This is a genomic window from Pseudomonas sp. NPDC012596 (assembly GCF_042902325.1).
Lineage (GTDB): Bacteria > Pseudomonadota > Gammaproteobacteria > Pseudomonadales > Pseudomonadaceae > Aquipseudomonas.
This window is the reverse complement of record NZ_JBIBEB010000009.1, coordinates 184,364-205,884: the sequence shown is the minus strand read 5'-3', so window position 1 is coordinate 205,884 and position 21,521 is coordinate 184,364. Positions and strand designations below refer to the sequence as shown.

Below are 21,521 nucleotides of genomic sequence, written 5' to 3'. Positions count from 1 at the left end.
GGCATCAGGGCCTGCCAACGGCGCGCTAAATTCCACGCACGGCCCTTCGTTCACTTCTCACATCCATCCCCCTATGAAGAGGCCTTGCCATGGATCTGCAAACCTCGCTGGCGAAACTGTTCGCCAATGCCGCTGCCGTCGGCGTTAAAGGTATCTTCCAATTCGTGTTCGGCCCGCAGCAGGCCTACTGGTGCGAAGCCGGCGACAAGGCCCATGCCGAGCCTGGCCGGCATGCCGCGCCGGACGTGACCATCGAGGTCAGCCAGCAGGACCTGCTCGGGATCATGGCCGGCAGCGCCAACGTCGAAGAGCTGTTCGCCAGCGGGCAGCTGAAGATCGGCGGCAATCTTGGCCTGGCCACCTTGCTGCCACAGATCATCGACCAGGCGCGCCGAGGCGGTGCAGCGCAGAAGACCGAAATGAACCAGCGCTACGTCACGCCACCTCGCTATAGCGAACAGGTGTCGGCGAGCCTGCCGCAGCTCACCGAGGTGCAGCGCATCGCTGCGGCGCAACTGACGGTCGAGGGGTTTCGCCGCGACTACCTGCCCAACGGCACGCCGCTGGTGATCCGTGACGCCTTGCGCGAGTGGAAGCTGTTCAACCTCGATCGCCAGGCCTCACTGGAACACTTCGCCGAACTACAGGGCATTACCCGCCATGGCGACTACGTGAAGAAGACCTTCTCGACCGATCGCGACTTCCGCTCCACCTCCATGGCCGACTTCATCAATTCGCTGGACAACCCGCCGCCACCCACCGAGCAAAGCGCACCGCCCGCCTACATGGGCAACAACATCGTGCCGGCCCAGTTGCTCGAGCTCATCCAGCATCCGCCGTACTTCGACCGGTCGCTGTACATCGCGCCGCGAATCTGGATCGGCCCCAAAGGCACCCTCACGCCCCTGCACCGCGATGACAGCGACAACCTGTTCGCCCAGGTCTGGGGGCACAAATCGTTCATCCTGGCCGCGCCCCACCACCGGCCAGCATTAGGCACCTGGTCCACGGCCCCCAAGGGCGGGCTCGATGGCTGCGACTTCAACCCGGACGCGCCGGATTACCAACGCTTCCCGGACGCGCGCGCGGTCACCTTTCTGCGCGTGCTGCTGGAAGCCGGCGACCTGTTGTTCCTGCCCGAAGGCTGGTTCCACCAGGTGGAGTCGGTGTCGACGTCGTTGTCGGTCAACTTCTGGGTCAACTCCGGGCGCGGCTGGTAAGCGGAGCAGCGTGCGGCGGTAATTTGCGGCGGCGGCGGCTCGTCCACCAAGAAAGCCGCCCCTGCAAAGAGGACCTCCGCATGTCCAACCCTTCCCGCATCACCCAGGCGATTCAGCAAGGCTTGCGCCGCCTGGTTGGCGACCACACGCCGGTCACCACCCCCTATCGCCTGTTCGACCTGCAACTCAAGCAGCGCATCACCCTTTCACCTTCACTGAGCCGCCTGGTATTCACCGGCCCGGACGTGGCCGACATGAACAGCCTGGCGCCCGACCAGCGGGTAAAGCTGTTTTTCCCTGCCCCTGACGGCTCGCTACCGGTGCTGCCCGACGGTACCCACTGGAAAGCCGCGCACAGCGCCCTGCCACCCCAGCAGCGGCCGCCCATGCGTACCTACACCATCCGCGCCCTGCGCCCGGAAGCCATGGAAGTAGACGTCGACTTCGTCCTGCATGGCGTGAATGGCCCCGCATCGGCCTGGGCGACCGCGGCCCGGGTCGGCGACCCGCTGCAGATGCTTGCGCCAAACCAGGCCCATGCCGGCGACCCCGGCGGGTATGAATGGAAGCCGCCCCAGGGCGCGCGCAACGTGCTGCTGGCCGGGGACGAAACGGCATTGCCCGCCATCGCCGGCATCCTTGAACAACTGGCCGATGAACAACCCGACCTTGCGGTCGAAGCGTTCATCGAGGTGCCGCTTGAGGCCGACTGCGTAGCCCTGCACCACAGCCCGGCCACCCGTGTGCACTGGCTGCCGCGTGACACGCTGCAGTGCGACCATGGCCAGGCCATGCAGCATGCCGTGCGCGAGCTGGCCAATTTGCCGCGCGGGCAAGCTGCGCCGGGCGCACGGCTGGAAGACGTGGATGTCGACAAGCGCATTCTCTGGGACCGCTCCAGCACCACCCGCAGCGAGTTCTACGCCTGGGTGGCCGGGGAATCGGCGGCGGTGATGGATATCCGTCGGCACCTGATCAAGGAGCGCGGGCTGCAACGTGAGTGCCTGACGCTGATGGGCTACTGGCGGGTCGGGCGAACGTTCGACTGACCTGTAGCGTTACCGGGGGCCGCCTTGCGCGCCCCCGGTTATTGTCAGACTGCCGCGGCCAGCGCCTCGGCAAAACGCTGCGCGACGTCATCGATCTGCGGCGCAGTGATGATCAGCGGCGGCAGGAAGCGCACCACCGCGCCATGGCGCCCACCCAGCTCGAGGATGAGGCCGCGTTTGAGGCATTCCCGCTGCACCTTGGGTGCCAGTTCACGGTTGGCCAGCGGGTGGCCCAGCACGTCGCGCGGGCCGTGCGGGTCGACCAGCTCCACCCCGAGCATCAAGCCACGGCCGCGGATATCACCCAGCTGCGGATAGTTTTTCTGCAACGATTGCAAATGACCACGCAGGCGCTGGCCCATGGCCTCGGCATGCTCGGCCAGGCGGTGTTCGACCAGGTAGTTGATGACCGCAGAGCCTGCGGCCATGGCCATCTGGTTGCCGCGGAAGGTGCCGGCATGGGCGCCGGGCTTCCAGGTGTCGAGCCAGTCGCGGTAGACCACCACCGCCAGCGGCAGGCTGCCACCAATGGCTTTGGACAGGGTAACTACATCCGGCACGATGCCGGCGTGCTCGAAGGCGAACATCCGCCCGGTGCGGGCGAAGCCGCTCTGGATCTCATCGACGATCAGCGCCACACCGGCCTGTTCGGTGATGCGGCGCACACCCTTGAGCCATTCGATATCGGCAGGCACCACGCCACCCTCGCCTTGCACCACTTCCAGTATCACCGCTGCAGGCAACGGCACGCCGCTTTCCGGATCGAGCAGCAGGTTTTCCAGGTAATGCAGGTTGGCCTTGATCCCGGCTTCGCCACCCAGGCCGAACGGGCAGCGGTAATCGTAGGGGTATGGCATGAACTGCACACCGTTGCCCAGCAGCGCACCCAGCGGCTGCTTGGGGCCATGGCTGCCCATCAGGCTCAGCGCGCCCTGGCTCATGCCGTGATAGGCACCCTGGAAGGCCAGCACGGTGCTGCGCCCGGTGGCGCTGCGCACCAGTTTCAGCGCTGCTTCAACGGCGTCGGTACCGGTGGGGCCGCAGAACTGCACCTTGGCTTCACGGCGCAGCGCTTCGGGCAGGATGCCGAACAGGTCCTGGACGAAGCGGTCCTTGACCGGCGTGGTCAGGTCGAGGGTGTGCAGCGGTATTTCATCGGCCAGCACACGCTGGATCGCCTCGATCACCACAGGGTGGTTGTGGCCCAGGGCCAAGGTACCGGCACCGGCCAGGCAGTCGATGAACTGGCGGCCTTCGACATCTTCGACATGAATGCCACGGGCGCGCTTGAGCGCCAGCGGGATGCGCCGGGGGTAGCTGCGGGCGTTGGATTCCTGTTGCTGCTGGCGTTGCAGCAAGGGCGAGTCGGTGAACTCGTAAAGTGGCTGCGGCGCGCTGGCCGGCGGGACCTGGGCAAGGCTGGAAGCGGTGGACATGGGTGAATCCTCGCAAGCAAGCGAATGTGCGGGTAGTTGTCGCTTGGAAAACGCTTGGCTGCGGGGAGGATTTAGCGGTTGTTGTGGGATTTTTTGTGGTCGTTGCCGGCGCTGGGGCCGGTACAGGCTAAGAAGATCAAGCGCCCGATCGCGCCGGCACTTGCAGCACAACCCGCAAACCATCGCTCTGGCTGTCGAAGCGCAGGCTGCCGGCACAGCGCTGCACGATCGCCTGGACAATCGCCAGCCCCAACCCGCACCCACCGCTCTGGCCATTGCGCCAGAAGCGCTCGGTCAGGTGTTGCAGGTCGTCCGCGGCAATGCCTGGGCCATGGTCGCGGACCATGAAGCCCACCTGCCCATCGGCCATCTGCACGTCCAGCTCCACCTCGGTGTCACCGCCATGGCGCAGGGCGTTGTCCAGCAGGTTGCGCAAGGCCGCCACTGCCAGAGGTGCGGGCATGCCGAGGTAGATGCGGGTGGCGTCCTCAGGCAGGCGCACGACGATGCGCCGGTTGTCACCGCCACCGGCATCCTGCACCGCCTGACGGGCGACCTGCTCGGCGCTGCACTGCAGGCCATCCTCGAACGACAAGCTGCCCTCGACACGCGCCAGCATCAGCAGTTGCTCCAGCGTGCGGTGCATACGGTCGGTGCCCTGCTCGGCATGTTCCAGCGCCTGCTCGCGCACTGCGCCGTCGGTCATGCGGGCCACCTGCAGGTGGGTCTTGATCGCGGTCAGCGGGCTGCGCAGTTCGTGGGCGGCGTCGTCAGTCAGGCGGCGTTCACGCTCGAGGGTCTGGGCGATACGCAGGAACAGCTGGTTCTGGGTATCCAGCAGCGGCTGCAGCTCAGTGGGCAAGCCTGCCACCTGCAACGGCTCGACGCTGTCGGCACGCCGCCTGCGCAGGGCATCGCGCATGCGGTTGAGCGGCTCCAGGCCTTTGCCCAGGCCGATCCACACCAGCCCCAGGCTGCCGAGCAAGGCCATCAGCACCGGTGCCGAGGCGGCCAGCAGGATCGACTGGTTCAGCGCCTCGCGTTCCATGTGGCGGTCGGCGGTAGTAATGCGCACATCGCCATGGTTGTAGGTGAAGGTACGCCACGACGCGCCGTCGATGGTCTGGTCGCGGAAGCCGCTGTGCTCATCGTCCATGGCGCCATCGTGCTTGTGGTTGCTGGCAAGGATTTCACCCCGCAGCGAACTCACCTGGCAGGCCATACCGTCGGGCACGCTGAACTGGTCAGCGGAAAAGTGCGCATCTTCACCCTTGGCGGCCAGCGGCTGCGGCAGCTGGTCGATCAGCCCGGCAACCATGCGCGCCGAGGCAACCAGGCGCTGGTCGAGGGAAAACATCATTTGCTGGCGCAGGTCGCGTAGCATCCACGCGGCGGCCAGCACCCAGATGATGATGAAGGCACTGCCGAGGATCAGGCTCAGGCGCACACGCAGGCTCATGATGCCGCTTCCTCCGGGGCCTGCGCCGGGCCAAGGCGGTAACCCAGGCCGCGCACGGTCTCGACGATGCTGTTGCCCAGCTTGCGGCGCAGGTGGTGGATGTGCACGTTGAGGGCGTTGCTTTCGACTTCGTCGCTGAAACCGTACACGCAGTCCTTGAGCTGCTCGCTGGAGAGCACACGGCCGGGGTTTTGCAGCAGCGCCTGGAGCAAGGCCTGCTCGCGGCGCGACAGGTCGACGGGTTGGCCGGCCAGGCTTGCTTCGCAGCTGCTGGGGTCATAGCGCAGCGGCCCATGCTCGATCACGTTGACCGCCCGCCCGGCCACCCGGCGCAGCAGGGTATGCAGGCGCGCGGCCAGCTCGCGCAGGTCGAAAGGTTTGAGCAGGTAGTCATCGGCGCCGGCCTGCAAGCCATCCACCCGGTCGGTGACCGCATCGCGTGCCGTCAGCACCAGCACTGGTAGGTCCACGCCTTGCTGGCGCAGGCGGCGCAGCAGCTTGAGGCCGTCTTCGTCGGGCAGGCCCAGGTCGAGGATCATCACGTCGAACTGCGCGGCCTGGAGAATGGCCCGGGCGCTGGCGGCGTTGGCCACGCGGTCGACGGTCAGGCCCTGGGCGGTGAGGCCGGCGCAGATGCCGCTGGCGATCAGGTCGTCGTCCTCGCAGAGCAGAACGTGCATGGTTGGAGCTCCCGGAGTGGTGTGGCTGGCATTGCACTATGGGGGGATTAAGGGGGGATTATGGGCCTTTTTGTGGGGAATGGGAGGTGGGGAACCAGGCGCATGGCTTCAGGTGTTTTGCGCTCATGAGATCGAGCGCCGCCCGCGCGGCGCTTCGCGGGGCAAGCCCGCTCCCACTATCTACCTTCGGCCAGTTATGTCAGTTGCATCTCCACTGCCAGCCTTGGTGCATGGTTTGAGATTCAAGTGAATCGGACAGCTGCCCGCCTCAATATCGGGTCGAGCGCCAAGGCGGACAGTGAAGATGTAACAGGCATAACTGGCCAAAGGTAGACAGTGGGAGCGGGCTTGCCCCGCGAAGCGCCGCGCGGGCGGCGCTCGATCTCATGAGCGCCAAAAACTTCAAGCCATGCACCCGCTATTTCAACGCCACCTCTGGCGTGTCGACATCCAGCAACACCCCAGAATCTTCACATTCCAGCACCACACAGCGTTCCCGATGCCCTTTTACCAACGAACGCGCCCCTTCATCACCCGACAACTGCGCCATCTCCGGCCAGAATTCACGGCCGAACAGCACCGGATGCCCCTGCTGACCGGCATGCCGTGGCAGCACGATGGTCGAGGCGGTGGCCGTTTCAGCCAGTAGGCGTAGCGTTGCCGGTTCGATCCAGGGCATGTCGCCCAGCAGAATAGCCACGGCCTGTGCATCGCTGTCGGCCAACGATGCAACACCGGCCGCCAAGCTGCGCCCCATCCCCAGCCTGGCCTGCGGGCTGGCAATGACCCGGCAACCCGCAGGCAACCCAAGGTCCTCTGCCCGCTCACCTTCGCGCAACACCACCCGTACATCACCGAACACCGAGCAAGCCCGCTCGACGCTGTGCACCAGCAAGCTGCGCCCATCGGCCAGGGTGGCGCGGCGCTTGTCGCTACCGAAGCGCACGCTGCGACCTGCCGCCAGCACCAGCGCAACGACCTTCACAGCGCCGCCCGGGTGATGCCGTTGCGCATCCGCAGGATATCGGCCAACACCGCCAATGCGATCTCCGCCGGGGTCTTGCTGCCCAGGTTGAGGCCGATTGGCGCGTGGATACGCGCCAGCTCGTCGTCACCCAGGCCACCGATCCGCTGCAGGCGTTCGCGGCGCTTGTCGGAAGTGGCCTTCGAGCCCATCACGCCAATGTAGAACGCCTCTGTGCGCACCGCTTCAAGCATGGCCAGGTCATCGATTTTAGGATCATGGGTCAATGCAACCACTGCGGTGTCGGCATGGCAACCCCCGTTGGCGATGAATTCCGACGGCAGTTCACGGCGTACTTCGATGCCCTCGAGCTCCACGCCTTCGAGCACTTCGTCACGCGGGTCACAGAGGATGACTTCAAAGCCCATGCCCTTGCCGAACTCGGCGCAGTACTGCGCCACGCTGGAATAGCCTGCCAAGAGCAGGCGCTGAGCAGCGCCGACGCGCAGCCGAACGCGGCTGCTTTCACGTTCGACGCGCGGGCCCTGGGCGGTGTCGTTGCTGAGCTGGCGAGCCCCATCCGGCAGGCTCACCTCGCGCAGCAGGCGGCGCTGCCCCTGCAGCGCACTGTGCAGCTCACGCAGGTGCCCCTGCACCTGGCAATCGGCCGGCAGGTTTTCCACCAGCACCTCAAGCACGCCGCCACAGGGCAGGCGAATGCTCGAACGCCGGTCACTGCCATCGCCATAGCGCACGAGCGCCACTGGCTCGGGGAATTCGCCCTGGGCGACGCGCTCGAGGAAATCTTCCTCGACGCAACCGCCCGACAGCGAGCCCACCCACTGCCCGCCGTCGTTCACCGCCAGCAACGAGCCCGGCGCACGCGGCGCCGAGCCGTAGGTGGCGAGCACCGTGCACAACCATACCCGCTGGCCGTTACACGACCACTGCAACGCCTGGTGCACGACCTGCAGATCAAGATGCTGCACGCGTCACTCCGCCTTCAGCTCGGCGAGCAGCTGCACGTTCAGGTCACCGGGCAAACCACCCCAGGCCTGACGCAGGTAATTGACCATGTCGGTGATCTGCTGGTCATTGAGCTTGTCGGCGAAACCTGGCATCGGCTGCATGCGCTCGAAGCCGGTGAACTGCTGTTCGCGGATACCGTCGACAATCGCCTTGACCAGGTTGCGCGAGTCACCCTGGCGCAGCACCGTGTTGCCCTGCATGGCCACGGCGATATGCGGCTTGCCCTCGCCATCGACGCCGTGGCAGCCGGCGCAGACATTGAGGTACTGCTGGCGGCCGCGCTTGGCGCTGTCGGTCAACTGCTCCAGTGGCACCTCCTCGATTACCTTGGCCGCCGGCGGCTGGTCGCCCAGCAGGTAGGTGGCCATGGCGGCCAGGTCTGCGTCTTCCAGGTGCTGGGTGCTGTGGTGCACCACCGGGAACATCTCGTTGAACATGCTGCCCTGGGCACTGATGCCGTGTTTGAGGAAGGTGGTGAGGTCTGGCTGGGTCCAGCCGCGCTCGGCCAGGTCCTGGGCCAGCAGGCTCGGCGCCAGGTAGCCGTTGAGCAGGCCGCCGGTCAGGCGCTGGTCCTGCTGCAAGGCACCAATCGGGTTACGCGGGGTGTGGCACTCGCCGCAGTGGCCCATGACTTCGACCATGTACTGGCCGCGCTGCCAGGCCGGGCTCTTGCCCTGCGTGGGCTGCAGCTGCACGCTCTTGCCGTACAGCATGTTCCAGCCGGCCAGGCCCATGCGCACGTTGAACGGGAAGCTGAGCTTGGTCTCCGGCGCCGGGCGATTGATCGGCGGCACGGTCATCAGGTACGCCAGGATCGCATCGGAGTCTTCCCGGCTGATCAGGTGGTAAGAGGTGTAAGGCATGGCCGGGTACAGGTTGGCACCGTCCTTGCGCTTGCCTTCGGTGACGGCGGCGAAGAACTCGTCGGCCGTGTAGTTGCCGATGCCGTACTGCTTGTCCGGGGTGATGTTGCTGCCGTAGATGGTACCGAACGGTGAATGGATAGGCAGGCCACCCGCGTAGGGCGCGCCGCCCTCGGCAGTGTGGCAGGCCATGCAGTCGGCGGCGCGGGCGAGGTATTCCCCGCGCTTGACCAGCGCCTGGTCATCCGCCTGGGCGGCCATCGATACGACAAGGCCGAGCGCCAGCGCCAGACCGGAACGAACGAACGCCATGCTCAACCCTCCTTGACCAGGCCGAGGTCGTTGAGGACCGTGCGGGTAGCGTCGTAGTAACGCACGTAGCCAGTGCAGCGGCAGATGTGATGCCCCAGGCTCTCTTCGATGCGGTCTTCCAGCTCGCTCTTCTTCACAGGCTGGCGCTGGGCATTTTCTACCAGCACGGTGGCGGCGTTGACGAAGCCGGGTGCGCAGTAGCTGCACTGGAAGGCGAACAGGTCGACGAACTTCTGCTGGATCGGGTTCAGCGTGAAGTTGCCGGCCTCGTCCTGCTTGGCATGGCTCTCGATGGTGCGGACCTTCTTGCCGGTAAAGTAATGCGCGCCGGTGATGCAGGTGCGCACTTCTTCGCTGGTGCCATCGGGGTTGTCGACGATCACCACGCAGGCGTGGCAGATGCCCTGGCCGCAGCCCAGGCGCGAGCCGGTGAGGTTCTGGTGTTCGTGCAGGTAGTCGATCATCGCCAGGTCATCGGGGACCTCGACCGGACCGACAGGTTGACCGTTGAGGGTCAGTTGAAGCGGACGGTTAGCCATTGAGGGCCTCCTTGATGCGGGCTGGAGTAATCGGAAGGTCGCGCACGCGCTTGCCAATGGCATGGGCCACGGCGTTGCCGATGGCACCGACCACCGGGATCATCACCACCTCGGCGATGCCCTTGGACGGGTCGGTTGGCGACAGCGGCGGGAGGATCTCGGACGTCTGCTTCCACACCGCCACGTCTTTGGCACGCGGCAGGCGATAGCGGTTGAAGTTCCAGTCGCCCTCCCCCGGGCCGCCTTCATGCAACGGCATCTCTTCGGTCAGCGCATGGCCGATGCCCATGGCGATACCGCCTTCGAGCTGGCCTTTGACCAGTTCCGGCACCAGCACGCGGCCGCACTCGACCCAGCTGTGGTGGTTGAGCACCTGGACTTCACCGCTGCCCTTGTTGACCTTCACTTCGACGATGGTCGCCACCGGGCTGTAGTAAGTGACCATGGCGTTGTTCAGCTGGGTGGCCGGGTAGGCCGCGTTCTGCCGGTCGAGCAGGTGGAAGCCGTTGCTGGTCATCTGTGCTTTCTTGGCATTCGGCGCACCGTCGCCGTATTTCACGGCCACGGCATCGAGCGGGAAGCGCTCGCGCACGCCGTCGATGACGAAGTCGGCCTCGGCCCAGCTCCAGCGGTTGAAACCGTGCACGCTGACGCCGGTGACCAGGCCCATTTCGTGGGCTTTCTTCGCCAGTTCAGCGAACGGAATCGGCGCCAGGCCGTTGCCAGTCAGCTCACCGTTGACCCACACCGCGTTCTCGCGGCGCACCACCAACGGGTTGGCCTGGCCACCGAACGGGCCTTGGCGCCACAGGGCCATGGCGGCTGGCCACAAGCCGTGATTGAACAGCACACGCGCCGCTTCACGGGTGGCGTGGCTGAAGTAGAAGGCCGAGTTGGTGGCCGACGATGGCGATGCCAGCTTGCCGACCCAGCGCGGGTCGCGCAGCGCAGCGTCCTGCTCGGCCTGGCTGATCAGGTACGGATTGCCGCTGGTGGTCAGTTGCAACTCCGGCCATTCGGTGGCGGCGGTCTTGACCTCATCGGCCGAGCGGCCGAGGAAGTCACTTACCACCAGCGCCTGGGAGGTCGACATGCCAGTGCCCAACTCGGTGCCGATGTGGCGCAGGCTGATGCGGCCATCGGCAGTGAACTCGATGCTGGCCATCGGCGCTTCGGAACCGGTGCCGAAGTCCTTCTGGCAGATGGCGAAACCGACACCGTACCAGTGGTCCTGGTCCTTGGCGTCCATCTCGCGCTTGCGCGCATCACGGTTGCGCCACCATTCATGGGCAGCGGCCTTGTCGAGAATCTCGTGCAGGCGCAGGGCACCCGCGGGCACTGCGCCCTGGGTGTTCTTCATGCCCGACTTCAGCGCATTGGCGCGGCGCAGGTCGATGGCATCGACGCCCAGGCGCCCGGCCACTTCGTCGACCATCATCTCGGTGGCAGCCATGGTCTGCAGGGTGCCGTAGCCACGCATCGAGCCGGCCTCGACGCCACGCGAGTGATACGCGGTGACGGACAGGTCGTTCTGCGGCATGTAGTAGATCGACTGCGCCGCCGTGGCGCCCACCGCAGCCACCGACGGGCTGTAGTTGATGCGGCCACCGCCGTCGCAGCTCATGTCGGCGCGGAAGATCTTGAAGCTGTTGTCCTTCTTGTCCACTGCTAGCTGATAGCGAATATCGAAGGCATGGCGCTTGATGCCGCTCTGGAACTGCTCGTAGCGGTCGTTAGCCAGGCGGATCGGCACACCGGCGCCATACAACGCGGCCACTGCGGCATAGAACACGAAGATGTTGTTGTCCTTGGAGCCGTAACCTACGGTGTAGCCCGGGTGCACGTTGAGCTGCTTCAGGCCGAAGCGCGACGGTTTGATCATGTGCACGCATTCCTGCGCCACTTCGAACGGGCACTGGGTAGCGACCACGAAGTGCAGCGTGCCGGTTGCCGCGTCGTACCAGCCGTTGCCGTTGTCGGGTTCCAGCGCGGCCGGCTCGATGGACGGCGTCTTGTAGCGCTCGTCGAACACCAGCCAGTCCTGCGGCGGGTTGCCCAGTTGCTCATCGATGCGCTTGGCGTGGAACAGGCCTTGCTCGGTGAGGTCGCCATGCTGGTTGGGCGCCTTGGACCACACCGGTTTGCGGTTGAGGATGGTCGGGAACAGCATGGTGTTCTTCAGGCTGGAGAACGCGTCCTCGTCGAACGGCGTGGCACCGCCAACGCGCACGAAACGGAAGCTGCCATAAGGGTCACGCTGGTACAACGGGGCCTGGGCGCCATAGCGGATCGCCTTGTCGTTGAACTGCAGCTTGCGCTTGGCCTGGCGGAAGCGCTCGAAGTCGCTCCAGATCAGGATCGCCACCGGGTGGCCGATGAACATCGGCACCTTGCCGGGCGGCAACAGCGGGTCGGGTGAATGGGCTTCAGGCCAGGCGATACCGTCCTTTTCCAGGTCGGCGGCGGTGACGATGCGGTCCGGCTGCAGCTCGGCGCCCAGCCAGCCCAGGTCGTAACCTTCGTAGATGCGGTCGGCCTTGGTGGTCTTGAGCAGCATGGCGTGGCCTTGCTGGGCGGGCCAGCCGGGCATGTCTTTGGCGCGAATGTCGCGGGCGAAGACCTTGTTGCCGCATACCTTGGACAACGCGTCGTTACGGAAACGCGCCTTGCCGTCATGGTTCATCCACTTCTGCGGCGAGGTGGTGACACGGTCCTCCATCAGCGCGGCGAACGCCTGGCTGCCGAGCGGCGCCATGGTCACGCCGACACCGGCGATCAGGCCACCTTGCAGGAAGGAGCGCCGGGATATATCACGGTTGGACATGCTTGATCCTCTGGGCAGAACGATGCCTGCCCATCTTTTGATTCTTGTGCAGGGAAACTAAGGGGGGCGGTGAGCGGCTTGGCGGGGCGCCCACAAAAAACTGACTTTCACGTCAACTTTACAGCAATTTGCCAGGTGTTGGCAAAGTCAACCTGACAGTATGTCGCGGTGTGTCAAAGCCGGCCCTGGCCCGGCAGCACTGTCTGCACCAACGGTTAACCTTGGGTTAATCGTCTGAGGCCAGCATGGCCTGCGTTCACATCTGCCAAGGCGAAGACATGCGCGTCCTCCTGCTCTTCCTGACATTGCTGCTGGCCGGCCCGTTGCAAGCCAACCCGTTCGAGGCCAAACCCGACTTCCTGCCGGTCAACCAGGCTTTCGTCCTCACCCATGACCGCCAGGCCGACGGCCAGATGCGCCTGTACTTCCAGATCAAGCAGGGCTACTACATCTACCAGAAGCGCCTGAAGTTCGACGGCCTGCCGGCCGACCAGCAGCCGCAACTGCCCCCTGCCCTGAACCACCACGACGAGTTCTTCGGCGACAGCGCGGTGTACCGTGATCAGCTGGAACTGCTGCTGCCTGCCAACGCTCAGGGCCAGTTGCGCCTGGGTTGGCAGGGCTGCGCCGATGCCGGCCTGTGCTACCCGCCGCAAACTAACGTGATCGACCTCGGTGGCAGCAACGTACCGGTGGCTGACCAGGCCAGCGACCAGGCCTTGGCCAGTGGCCTGCAGAGCGCCAGCCTGGGCTGGAGCCTACTGGCGTTCTTCGGCCTTGGCTTGCTGCTGGCCTTTACCCCCTGCTCGCTGCCGATGCTGCCGATCCTTGCCGGCCTGGTGCTCGGCAATGGCGCCAGCGCGCGCCGTGGGTGGGTGCTGGCCGGGGTGTACGTGCTGAGCATGGCGCTGGTTTATGCAGCGCTGGGCGTAGTCGCCGCGCTGCTGGGCGCCAGCCTGCAGGCCTGGTTGCAGCAGCCGTGGTTGCTGGGCAGCCTGGCGGCGCTGTTCGTGTTGCTGGCCTTGCCCATGTTTGGCGCCTTCGAATTGCAACTGCCCGCCGCCCTGCGTGATCGCCTGGACCGCGCCGGGCAGGCGACCCGGGGCGGCAACCTGTACGGTGCGGCGCTGTTGGGCGCGCTGTCCGGGCTGCTGCTGGGCCCATGCATGACCGCGCCGCTGGCCGGCGCGCTGTTGTACATCGGGCAAAGTGGCGATGTGCTGCAAGGCGCACTGGTGCTGTTCAGCCTCGGCCTGGGCATGGGCTTGCCGCTGCTGTTGCTGGTAACCGTCGGCAACCGCTACCTGCCGCGCCCGGGCGCCTGGATGAACCGTGTCAAGGGCGTGTTCGGCTTCGTGTTCCTGGCCATGGCGCTGTACACCGTACGCAGTCTGCTGGCCGCGCCACTGCTGCTGGCCTTGAGTGGCGCCTGGCTGATTGCCCTGGGCTGGGCCATGTGGCCAGCGCTGCAGCGCTTGCCTGCCCTGCGCGCAGTGCCGCTGCTGGCCGCGCTGTGGGGTGGCCTGCTGCTGGTCGGCGCTGCCGCCGGCGGCGATGACCTGTGGCAGCCGCTGCGCCCATTCGCCGGCGGCGGCGCAACGGCGGCCCCGCAGCAACATGTAGAAGACGCGTTTCTCACCGTCAGCCGCCCGGAGGACCTGCAACGTGAGCTGGACGCGGCCAAGGCCCGTGGCCAGTGGATAATGATCGACTACTATGCCGACTGGTGCGTGTCGTGCAAGGTCATGGAAAAGCAGGTGTTCGCCCGTGGCGATGTGCAGGCGAGCCTTGCCGGCGTGCACTTGCTGCGCCTGGACGTAACCGCCGACGCGCCGGCCAGCCGCGCACTGCTGCAACGCTACCAGGTACCCGGCCCGCCCAGCATTCTCTGGCTCGGCCCGGACGGCGAGGAACGTCGCGCGCGGCGCATCACCGGTGAGGTGGATGCGGCCGCGTTCCTGCAACACTGGGCGCAGACCAGGAGCCAAGGTTGATGCTGACAGTAACGCTGGGGCCACTGACCATGGCCCTCAATCATCTGTTGATGCTGGCCGCCCTCGGCATTGCCAGTGTGGTCGGCTGGTGGGTCGCGCGGCGCGGCGGCGAGAGCCCGGAATCGGCGCTGTTCAACTTGTTCCTGATCGGCCTGCTTTGCGCCCGTATCGGCTTTGTGGTGACCTACTGGCCGATGTACCGGGACGACCTGCTGCAGGTCATCGACATCCGTGACGGCGGTTTTCTGCTCTGGTCGGGGCTGATCGGCATCGTGCTCGCTAGCCTCTGGCAGGGCTGGCGCCACCCCGGCCTGCGCCGCCCCCTGGGCTGGGCCTTGTTCAGTGGTGCGCTGTTCTGGGGCCTCGCCAGCCTGGGCAGCCACCTGTACAGCAAGGGCACCGAGCTGCCCGAGTTGAGCCTGCGCAATGCTGGCGGGCAATCGATCGCGCTGCACAGCTACCGCGGTAAGCCGCTGGTCATCAATATCTGGGCCACCTGGTGCCCGCCGTGCCGGCGGGAAATGCCAGTGCTGCAACAGGCCCAGGGCGACTATCCCCATGTGACCTTCCTGTTTGTCAACCAGGGTGAGACGCCAGAAAACGTCAGCACCTTCCTGGCCACCACCGGCCTGAGCCTGACCCATGTGCTGTTCGACGGCACCGGCGTGCTGGCCCAGCGGGTCGGCTCTATGGCCTTGCCCACCACACTGTTCTACGACGCCAACGGGCGGCTGGTCGGCAGCCACCTGGGCGAGCTGTCCAGGGCCAGCCTGCGCCATGCGCTGGAACCTTTCGACCGGGCCGCCGCGCCCGCCCCTGCCGCACAAGGAAACTGACATGCGATTGACTGCACTGCTGCCCCTCTCCCTGGCCCTGCTGGCCGCCCCATGGGTACAGGCTGAAGACCTGCCCAAGGCGGTCCAGCAACTGCAAGCCAAGGGCGCCGTGATCAAGGGCAGCTTCGACGCCCCCAACGGCCTGCGCGGCTATGCCGCCGAGTACCATAACAACGGCATTGCCCTGTACCTCACACCCGACGGCAAGCACGTGCTGGTCGGCAGCCTGTTCGACGAACAGGGCCAGGACCTGAGTGCCGAACCGCTGGAAAAACTGGTGTACGGGCCGATGTCCAAGGCCATCTGGGCCAAGCTGGAAAAGACCAGCTGGATCGCCGACGGCAAGGCCGATGCACCGCGCAAGGTGTACCTGTTCAGCGACCCGAACTGCCCATACTGCAACATGTTCTGGCAACAGGCGCGGCCGTGGGTGGAATCGGGCAAGGTGCAGCTGCGCCATATCATGGTCGGCATCATCCGCGAGGACAGCCCGGGCAAGTCGGCGGCATTGCTGGCCGCCAAAGACCCGGCCAAAGCGCTGGAGCAGCATGAAAAGGCCGGCAAGGCGAGCACACTAAAGGCGCTCGCCACGGTGCCGGAAGCGGTACAGCAGAAGCTGGCGGGGAACATGGCCTTGATGGAAGAAATGGGCTTGCAGGCAACCCCGGCTATCTTCTATCAGGATGAACAGGGCAACCTGCAGAGCCAGCAAGGGGCACCGCGGCCGGAGATGCTGGGGAAGATTCTGGGTAAACGGTAAAGGGTGCAGGTCTTGAGTTATCAAGCGCCCATGAGATCGAGCGCCGCCCGCGCGGCGCATCGCGGATAAATCCGCTCCTACATTTGTTGCAACGTGGCCACGACCGATAGGCCATGGTTGTAAACCTCATTGGCTCGACGCGATGTTTCGGCTGGCGCAGCCACTGCCCCACTTATCTTCAGCCATGCGTCAAGGCGAGCAACTATGGCCTGACTGGAACGGCACGTTGCAACAAATGTAGGAGCGGATTTATCCGCGATGCGCCGCGCGGGCGGCGCTCGATCTCATGGGCGCAACAGCCCGCCCGCCGTGAAAAAGGGGCGCAAAGCTCCCCCCCCGGCTCTTCTAGAGCCCTTCAAGCTCGGCCATCAGGTCACTCAACCGATCCACCTTGCCCTCATCCAGCGCACTGCCCTGCAGCCCGCGCACGTACTCAGCCAACTCCTCCACCGTGCTGCACTCGAACATCGCCCGCAGCGGCAGGTTGAGCAGCAGCTGTTTCTGCTCGCTCGAGGCCATCCGCGTGGTCTGCAGCGGATTGCCCGCCTACGCTAGAAACGCCAGCCTCGCTATAGGCGAATCCAAAAAGTGATTTGCTAAGTTACACATCTCGCAACACTCCTCTGACGCCCCCCGCATTTAAACACCACCTCAAGCCCGTGACGATGAAAAAATCACACTCCGCCCATATAAGAAATGCCTTTAAGCAATTAAAGCTCTGCCCGACCTGCAAATCAGAAGATTCTTACATGAATAACGGCATCGACGCACCAGAAAATCAAGGCCAGCCATTAAGCAGGAAAACTCCGAAGAACTCTCCTACAACGAATCCTTCAAATAAACAGCGAAAAACCACAACAACACCAACCCAACCTCAACCATTCATTGACACAATTAATTCACACTTCTACACCTACATATGCCCACACATCGCGGGCAACAACAAAAACAAGGAGACATTATGGAAACTCAGTTAGGTATCAACGTCATGGCACTACCATCCGATAACAACTGCGATATGGAGGCGGAATTCTTCGGAGGGTCAGGTGGCGCCGGTGGTTGTGGCGGCAGCGGCGGGTGTGGAGGCGGCGGTGGATGTAGTGGCGGTAGCGGGGGCTCCGGCGGCAGCGGGGGGAACGCTATTGACACCAACGATTCTGCTAACCTTTAACTAAAACGCGGGCGTCCCAGACGATCTATTAAAGGACGCCCGCACTATTGCGCCTGGTGCGAAATGAAAACACTTAGAATTTATAACTACGAAATACTCAATTTCGACGCTGACCCTTTGGTCTTTTCCGCCAAAGGATTCACTAAAATCACAAACCCCCAACTAACACAAGCCCTACGACGCCTTGAAGAAAGACAAGCAAAATACATCACGCAAGACGAACTGACACTAATTCTTACGGAAGAGAATCTGGACCCCCAATCCGTCATGGCGTTTTTGGAAAAAGCGTCAATCATTGGAGACACAGCAGAAGCCCCATATTTTGAAAAAATAATTATTTGCCACGACTTCGACCTCTCAGGTGATTTAAAGAACCACTTAGAAAAAAGATTTCATGGGAAATTGGAGATTAAAAGCCTCTCACGCTATAAACCACAGTACACAGGTGCACCGACTTTGTTCGTGCTTGCCTGCCTGAAGCTTCGCCCTGTATCGATCAGATCGATGTATAACGAGGTGTTAGCACTTAACCCTGAAAGCGGGGCCAGCATAGGATTTATCAGTGCCAACCACTTCCACCTGACAGAGGCCTACCTGCCATCGATCGGAAACCCGTGTGCCTTTTGCACGCTTGATCGGGTTGCTCACTATGAAACCCTTCGAACGAGCCAGCATCACTGGAGCAAGGTATGGGCATTTTGCCGCAACAACAAGATTGACCTGCCCAAGGCAGAGATCGACGAACTCCAATTATCGTTAGTTTTCGGTTCGATTGTTAGCTTCGCAACAAAACTTCTAGGCGCCCCCATACGCAAGAGCACTCAAGACCAGATTCTCCTATCAAAGACAATTAATTTAGACACTGGGGCGATCACTGAAGACATCAGCGTCCACTGGCCGCTTTGCCAATGCCTGGAATTCAAATAATGCTCATAAGTCATGACGAGTACCTTAAATTCACATCCCCTAACGTCATTGATGAGACCTTAGCGTTTCATGCCAAGGGCAATTATACGATTCATAAAGCCACCCAGCACCTGAGCACGCTGCACCATATACCATCTCATGATCTGGAAAAACTGAGCGGAAACGAACTAATTCTCAACACACTCGCCAACGAGAGCGAGCGCTCTGCGATAAATCTGACCCCGCTTCCAGCCTCCCACCCCCTGCAACGGAACAATTCATGCGACCACTTTGGCGGACGCCCCATGCACTTCGACACTGTTCGATTGCTTCTAGCACCCCTCTTGGTGAAAAGCGACTCCACTTACAAGAGAGGCTACCCAAGTGGCGGGGCTCTTTTCCCAATAGAGGTGTTCTGTATAAACCTGGACGACACTATTGAAGCATGGCCCGCAGAAACAAGTGCATTGCATCTACTTTCTTCATCCAGAACCCTCGAAGCTCACAGCTCCACGATCAACATCCAGACACTCTCCCGTGCAATCACCGCGCAAAACACTGCCATTGGCTCACCCGCTTTGGCATTGATTTTCTGCATCTACTTACCCAAAGCGCTTTTCAAGTACCGATACCGAGGATACCGCCTCAGCTTAATGGAGGCAGGCTCCATGTATATGCTCACGGACCTGCGCTGCAAAGAGCTGGATCTACGCAGCAGACCTTGGTCAGGTTTCACGGACCACCAAATAACAAAAAACCTTAACCTTAACCCAACACTGTTTCTCCCCGCTTGCATCCAATTGATAGGTTGAATCGATGAATACCTATAACGAAATATATCACGCCAGCCAGGCAGACTTTCAGTTAATCAGACCCAATGCGATAACCCAACTGCCCTACAGCGTAGAGTGTGGCAGCCGCTGGCGCACGTACGGCTCGAGCAGCGGGTGGTCATCAGATGTTCAACAATCCGCACTGGGTGAGCACTTTGAGCGCAAACACTTCTATCTTGACATTCCCGTGAATGATAAGAATCGACTGAGTGACAGCCTTACGCCCCAAGAATGTGGAGCATTCGAAGAGGCGCTATCTCAAACTTCTACAGGGGGCCTCAAGACCCCATTGCATCTGCATCTTTTTGATCGCACGACTGTTTACAGGATTACCGACTTTACTCAATGCAAGGTCCCAACTGCTTGCATTTCGATTTCGGAATGCAGGGACCCCATTGATAATGGATTTTACCCAATGAGGGATACTTGCGGGTGTAGCGCACACGTGTCAGTCGAAAAAGCAATGCTGGGCGCGCTCAAGGAGAATTTAGAGCGACAGTTCCTTCTCCGATGCTGGCTCACTAAGACTTGCACTGAACAAATTGGATACAACGCAGCATGTTCCATACTTGCCCACAGCGCCAGCTTGACACTATTCAAAGAGCTCAAGAGAACCGGCGAACTTTGCATTCTTGACTTGACAGATAAACGGTTTCCAGGAAATTGCATACTCCTGTGCTACGGCAATCAAACGGCGGACGCGAAGGTAAAATATTGCGCTGGCATGGCTTATGCCGCGACCGCAGGCTTAGCCTTGGAAAAATCGATTATAGAACTATGGCAGACGTTCCGCTTCATGCTCTCAGTCGATAGCAACCACGAGAGTGAAAGCGGTCTGCAAGACCCCTACCTCAAACACTTTCTAGCCTGCAACCGATACGACACCTACCGCAACATCACTACCTGCAGTGAATTAGAAAATCCTAAACACAGTAAGCGCTGCACCACACCTTTAACGACTCAAAGCCTCATTCACACTATCAGAGACCTGGGATTCAATGGCTATCTATATTTATCATCTACACCTTTCAAACAATCACACCTGCACCTCTGCAAATATTTCTCACCCAACCTATTCCTCCATATGAACAATGCTAAAAATTTCAACACTCACAACATCTACTCGAAGCCTTTCCGCAATGACATTATCCCCACCCAGTCACTCAGTATGGTGCCTTTCCCATGAACCCACATTCAGCCACCTTATACTTGAACACCAAAAAAATCATGTCCATCACAAAAATATTGATCACCGAGCACACCCGAGAACCCACAGCACTTTTATGGTCAGCCATCGCACCCTGCCTACTGTTCGTATTAACCACCCTGCAACACCCAACCCCCGACGTGACTACGCAGTCGTATGCCGCATCGGCCGCATGGTTTTATTCGTACATTTCCGCCAGCGTCGCTTTTTTTGGATTCAGCTTTTACTTGATCGGCAGAAGAGAAAGCGGCTTTGTTCGATCCTTCATTTATGAGCACAATTCAATCCTGCGCTTTTTGCTAGCGCACTCTTTCAGCTACTCAATAATAAGCATTACCTATGCATCACTCTTCTACCTTATAACCAAACCTTTTTACGGAAATTACTCGGTCGTTGAGCTACTGCATTTACTGGCATGCTTTTACACCAGCTACCTGCTGTTCACCTGCATCGGACTCGGCATAGCGGCACTGCCTATCAAATTCAGTACGGCCAGCACGCTGTTTTCGCTGATGTCATTTCTAATGCTGATATCGGGATACTCAGGGGCGACGCAAAGCTTCATGACCTCGCACTCGCTGATCCTGCTCAACCCCCTATACTTGAGCACGCGGCTATTTAATAACGAACTCCCCTTGCTCAGCAGTTTTGTGGCAACACTGGCCGCTGCACTGAGCGCACTCTACTTCACAGGACGATATTTCAGAATACAGCCCATCTGGAGCCGCTATTAAATGATCATCCTAGAAACACAAAATTTAAGCTTTGGCCATGACAGTAACACCTTGATTGACAGCCTGGCACTGCACGCCAAACAGGGCGAAGTAATAGGCATACTAGGCTGCAATGGCGCAGGAAAAACAACGCTCTTCGACCTCATTTGCGGAATAAGGAAACCCACGAACGGGACAATCCTCAACGCCTCCCAAAGAACGGCTTATCTCACCCAAATTATCACGCCACCACCTTTACTACGAATGAACGAGATCGGCAGACTGATCAGCAGCCTGAACGCTAACACCCCACCCAGTGACGCTGAAATTCTATCAAGATTAACGCAATGGTCGCCGTCACTGTCCAAGCGATACACTGATATCTCCCAAAAAAAAGCCTCCACTTGCAGTTATGGAGAAATTCGCAGTTTTTTTACTTTAACCCTGCTGCTGCAGGACAGTGACTTGATCATCCTCGATGAACCCACGGCTGGCGTGGACCCTGAATTTCGCCATTTCATATGGGTTGGCATCCATAACGCATGCCGAGAAGGTACTTGCGTGCTCGTTTCTTCGCATTACACAGAGGAAATAACGGCAAATTGCCACCGCTTTTACATGCTTGCTAACAGGCGCCTGGAGGCCTTCAATAGCGGCGAAGAGTTCATGGCCCGCCACCGCGCCAGATCGCTTGATGAAGCGTTCATCAATGCCTCGTTCTGACAC

Annotated in this window: 18 protein-coding genes and 1 pseudogene; 10 read left to right on the top strand and 9 right to left on the bottom strand. The window is 61.7% G+C overall.

Going from position 1 to position 21,521, the window contains the following annotated elements:
• Positions 1 to 89 precede the first annotated feature (89 nt).
• Positions 90 to 1,220, top strand: coding sequence for a cupin-like domain-containing protein (locus ACFY68_RS13680; protein WP_387527983.1), 1,131 nt, complete (start codon positions 90 to 92; stop codon positions 1,218 to 1,220).
• Between the two features lie 80 nt (positions 1,221 to 1,300).
• Positions 1,301 to 2,269, top strand: a complete 969-nt coding sequence (locus tag ACFY68_RS13675; protein WP_387527980.1) for a siderophore-interacting protein — start codon at positions 1,301 to 1,303, stop codon at positions 2,267 to 2,269.
• Between the two features lie 44 nt (positions 2,270 to 2,313).
• On the opposite strand, the gene ACFY68_RS13670 is transcribed toward ACFY68_RS13675, so the two are convergent.
• The 8 genes from ACFY68_RS13670 to ACFY68_RS13635 form a co-directional block, all read right to left on the bottom strand.
• A complete protein-coding gene (locus tag ACFY68_RS13670) occupies positions 2,314 to 3,705 on the bottom strand; it encodes an aspartate aminotransferase family protein (RefSeq protein ID WP_387527977.1) in 1,392 nt (463 codons plus the stop codon).
• Between the two features lie 136 nt (positions 3,706 to 3,841).
• A complete protein-coding gene (locus ACFY68_RS13665; protein ID WP_387527974.1) occupies positions 3,842 to 5,164 on the bottom strand; it encodes an ATP-binding protein in 1,323 nt (440 codons plus the stop codon).
• A complete protein-coding gene (locus tag ACFY68_RS13660) occupies positions 5,161 to 5,844 on the bottom strand; it encodes a response regulator transcription factor (protein ID WP_346615606.1) in 684 nt (227 codons plus the stop codon). Before ACFY68_RS13660 ends, ACFY68_RS13665 begins: the two co-directional genes overlap by 4 nt.
• A 418-nt stretch (positions 5,845 to 6,262) precedes the next feature.
• Positions 6,263 to 6,829: an NTP transferase domain-containing protein gene (locus tag ACFY68_RS13655; protein ID WP_387527971.1), complete on the bottom strand. Its 567-nt coding sequence runs from the start codon at positions 6,827 to 6,829 to the stop codon at positions 6,263 to 6,265.
• Positions 6,826 to 7,797 carry an XdhC family protein gene (locus tag ACFY68_RS13650; protein WP_387527968.1) on the bottom strand — a complete coding sequence of 324 codons (972 nt, stop codon included), beginning with the start codon at positions 7,795 to 7,797 and terminating at the stop codon, positions 6,826 to 6,828. Before ACFY68_RS13650 ends, ACFY68_RS13655 begins: the two co-directional genes overlap by 4 nt.
• 3 nt (positions 7,798 to 7,800) lie before the next feature.
• Positions 7,801 to 9,012 (bottom strand): cytochrome c, encoded by a 1,212-nt coding sequence (locus ACFY68_RS13645; RefSeq protein ID WP_387527965.1) that lies wholly within the window; start codon positions 9,010 to 9,012, stop codon positions 7,801 to 7,803.
• A 2-nt stretch (positions 9,013 to 9,014) separates the two neighbouring features.
• Positions 9,015 to 9,551, bottom strand: a complete 537-nt coding sequence (locus ACFY68_RS13640) for a (2Fe-2S)-binding protein (RefSeq protein WP_241804480.1) — start codon at positions 9,549 to 9,551, stop codon at positions 9,015 to 9,017.
• Positions 9,544 to 12,375, bottom strand: coding sequence for a xanthine dehydrogenase family protein molybdopterin-binding subunit (locus ACFY68_RS13635; RefSeq protein ID WP_387527962.1), 2,832 nt, complete (start codon positions 12,373 to 12,375; stop codon positions 9,544 to 9,546). The genes ACFY68_RS13640 and ACFY68_RS13635 overlap by 8 nt, the downstream gene beginning before the upstream one ends.
• 278 nt (positions 12,376 to 12,653) lie before the next feature.
• Here ACFY68_RS13635 and dsbD point away from each other — a divergent pair, with 278 nt between their 5' ends.
• Genes dsbD through dsbG form a run of 3 tightly spaced genes read left to right on the top strand, consistent with a single transcriptional unit; the run spans position 12,654 to position 15,965 of the window.
• Positions 12,654 to 14,369 carry a protein-disulfide reductase DsbD gene (dsbD, locus tag ACFY68_RS13630; protein WP_387527959.1) on the top strand — a complete coding sequence of 572 codons (1,716 nt, stop codon included), beginning with the start codon at positions 12,654 to 12,656 and terminating at the stop codon, positions 14,367 to 14,369.
• Entirely contained in the window at positions 14,369 to 15,205 is an 837-nt protein-coding gene (locus ACFY68_RS13625; protein WP_387527956.1) for a prolipoprotein diacylglyceryl transferase family protein, read from the top strand. Before dsbD ends, ACFY68_RS13625 begins: the two co-directional genes overlap by 1 nt.
• A 1-nt stretch (position 15,206) precedes the next feature.
• A complete protein-coding gene (gene dsbG / locus ACFY68_RS13620) occupies positions 15,207 to 15,965 on the top strand; it encodes a thiol:disulfide interchange protein DsbG (protein WP_387527954.1) in 759 nt (252 codons plus the stop codon).
• Between the two features lie 345 nt (positions 15,966 to 16,310).
• On the opposite strand, the pseudogene ACFY68_RS13615 reads toward dsbG, so the two are convergent.
• A pseudogene (locus tag ACFY68_RS13615) lies at positions 16,311 to 16,508 on the bottom strand (phosphopantetheine-binding protein); the annotation flags it as partial.
• A 691-nt stretch (positions 16,509 to 17,199) separates the two neighbouring features.
• Here ACFY68_RS13615 and ACFY68_RS13610 point away from each other — a divergent pair.
• From ACFY68_RS13610 to ACFY68_RS13590, 5 genes are read left to right on the top strand one after another with little or no spacing between them, the layout of a single operon-like run.
• Positions 17,200 to 18,063, top strand: coding sequence for an McbB family protein (locus tag ACFY68_RS13610; protein WP_387527951.1), 864 nt, complete (start codon positions 17,200 to 17,202; stop codon positions 18,061 to 18,063).
• Positions 18,063 to 18,854 carry a SagB/ThcOx family dehydrogenase gene (locus ACFY68_RS13605; protein WP_346615982.1) on the top strand — a complete coding sequence of 264 codons (792 nt, stop codon included), beginning with the start codon at positions 18,063 to 18,065 and terminating at the stop codon, positions 18,852 to 18,854. Before ACFY68_RS13610 ends, ACFY68_RS13605 begins: the two co-directional genes overlap by 1 nt.
• Before the next feature lie 4 nt (positions 18,855 to 18,858).
• Positions 18,859 to 20,061, top strand: a complete 1,203-nt coding sequence (locus ACFY68_RS13600) for a YcaO-like family protein (protein WP_387527948.1) — start codon at positions 18,859 to 18,861, stop codon at positions 20,059 to 20,061.
• Positions 20,058 to 20,816: a hypothetical protein gene (locus ACFY68_RS13595; RefSeq protein ID WP_387527945.1), complete on the top strand. Its 759-nt coding sequence runs from the start codon at positions 20,058 to 20,060 to the stop codon at positions 20,814 to 20,816. Before ACFY68_RS13600 ends, ACFY68_RS13595 begins: the two co-directional genes overlap by 4 nt.
• Positions 20,817 to 21,518: an ATP-binding cassette domain-containing protein gene (locus ACFY68_RS13590; protein ID WP_387527942.1), complete on the top strand. Its 702-nt coding sequence runs from the start codon at positions 20,817 to 20,819 to the stop codon at positions 21,516 to 21,518.
• The last annotated feature ends 3 nt before the right edge of the window (positions 21,519 to 21,521 follow it).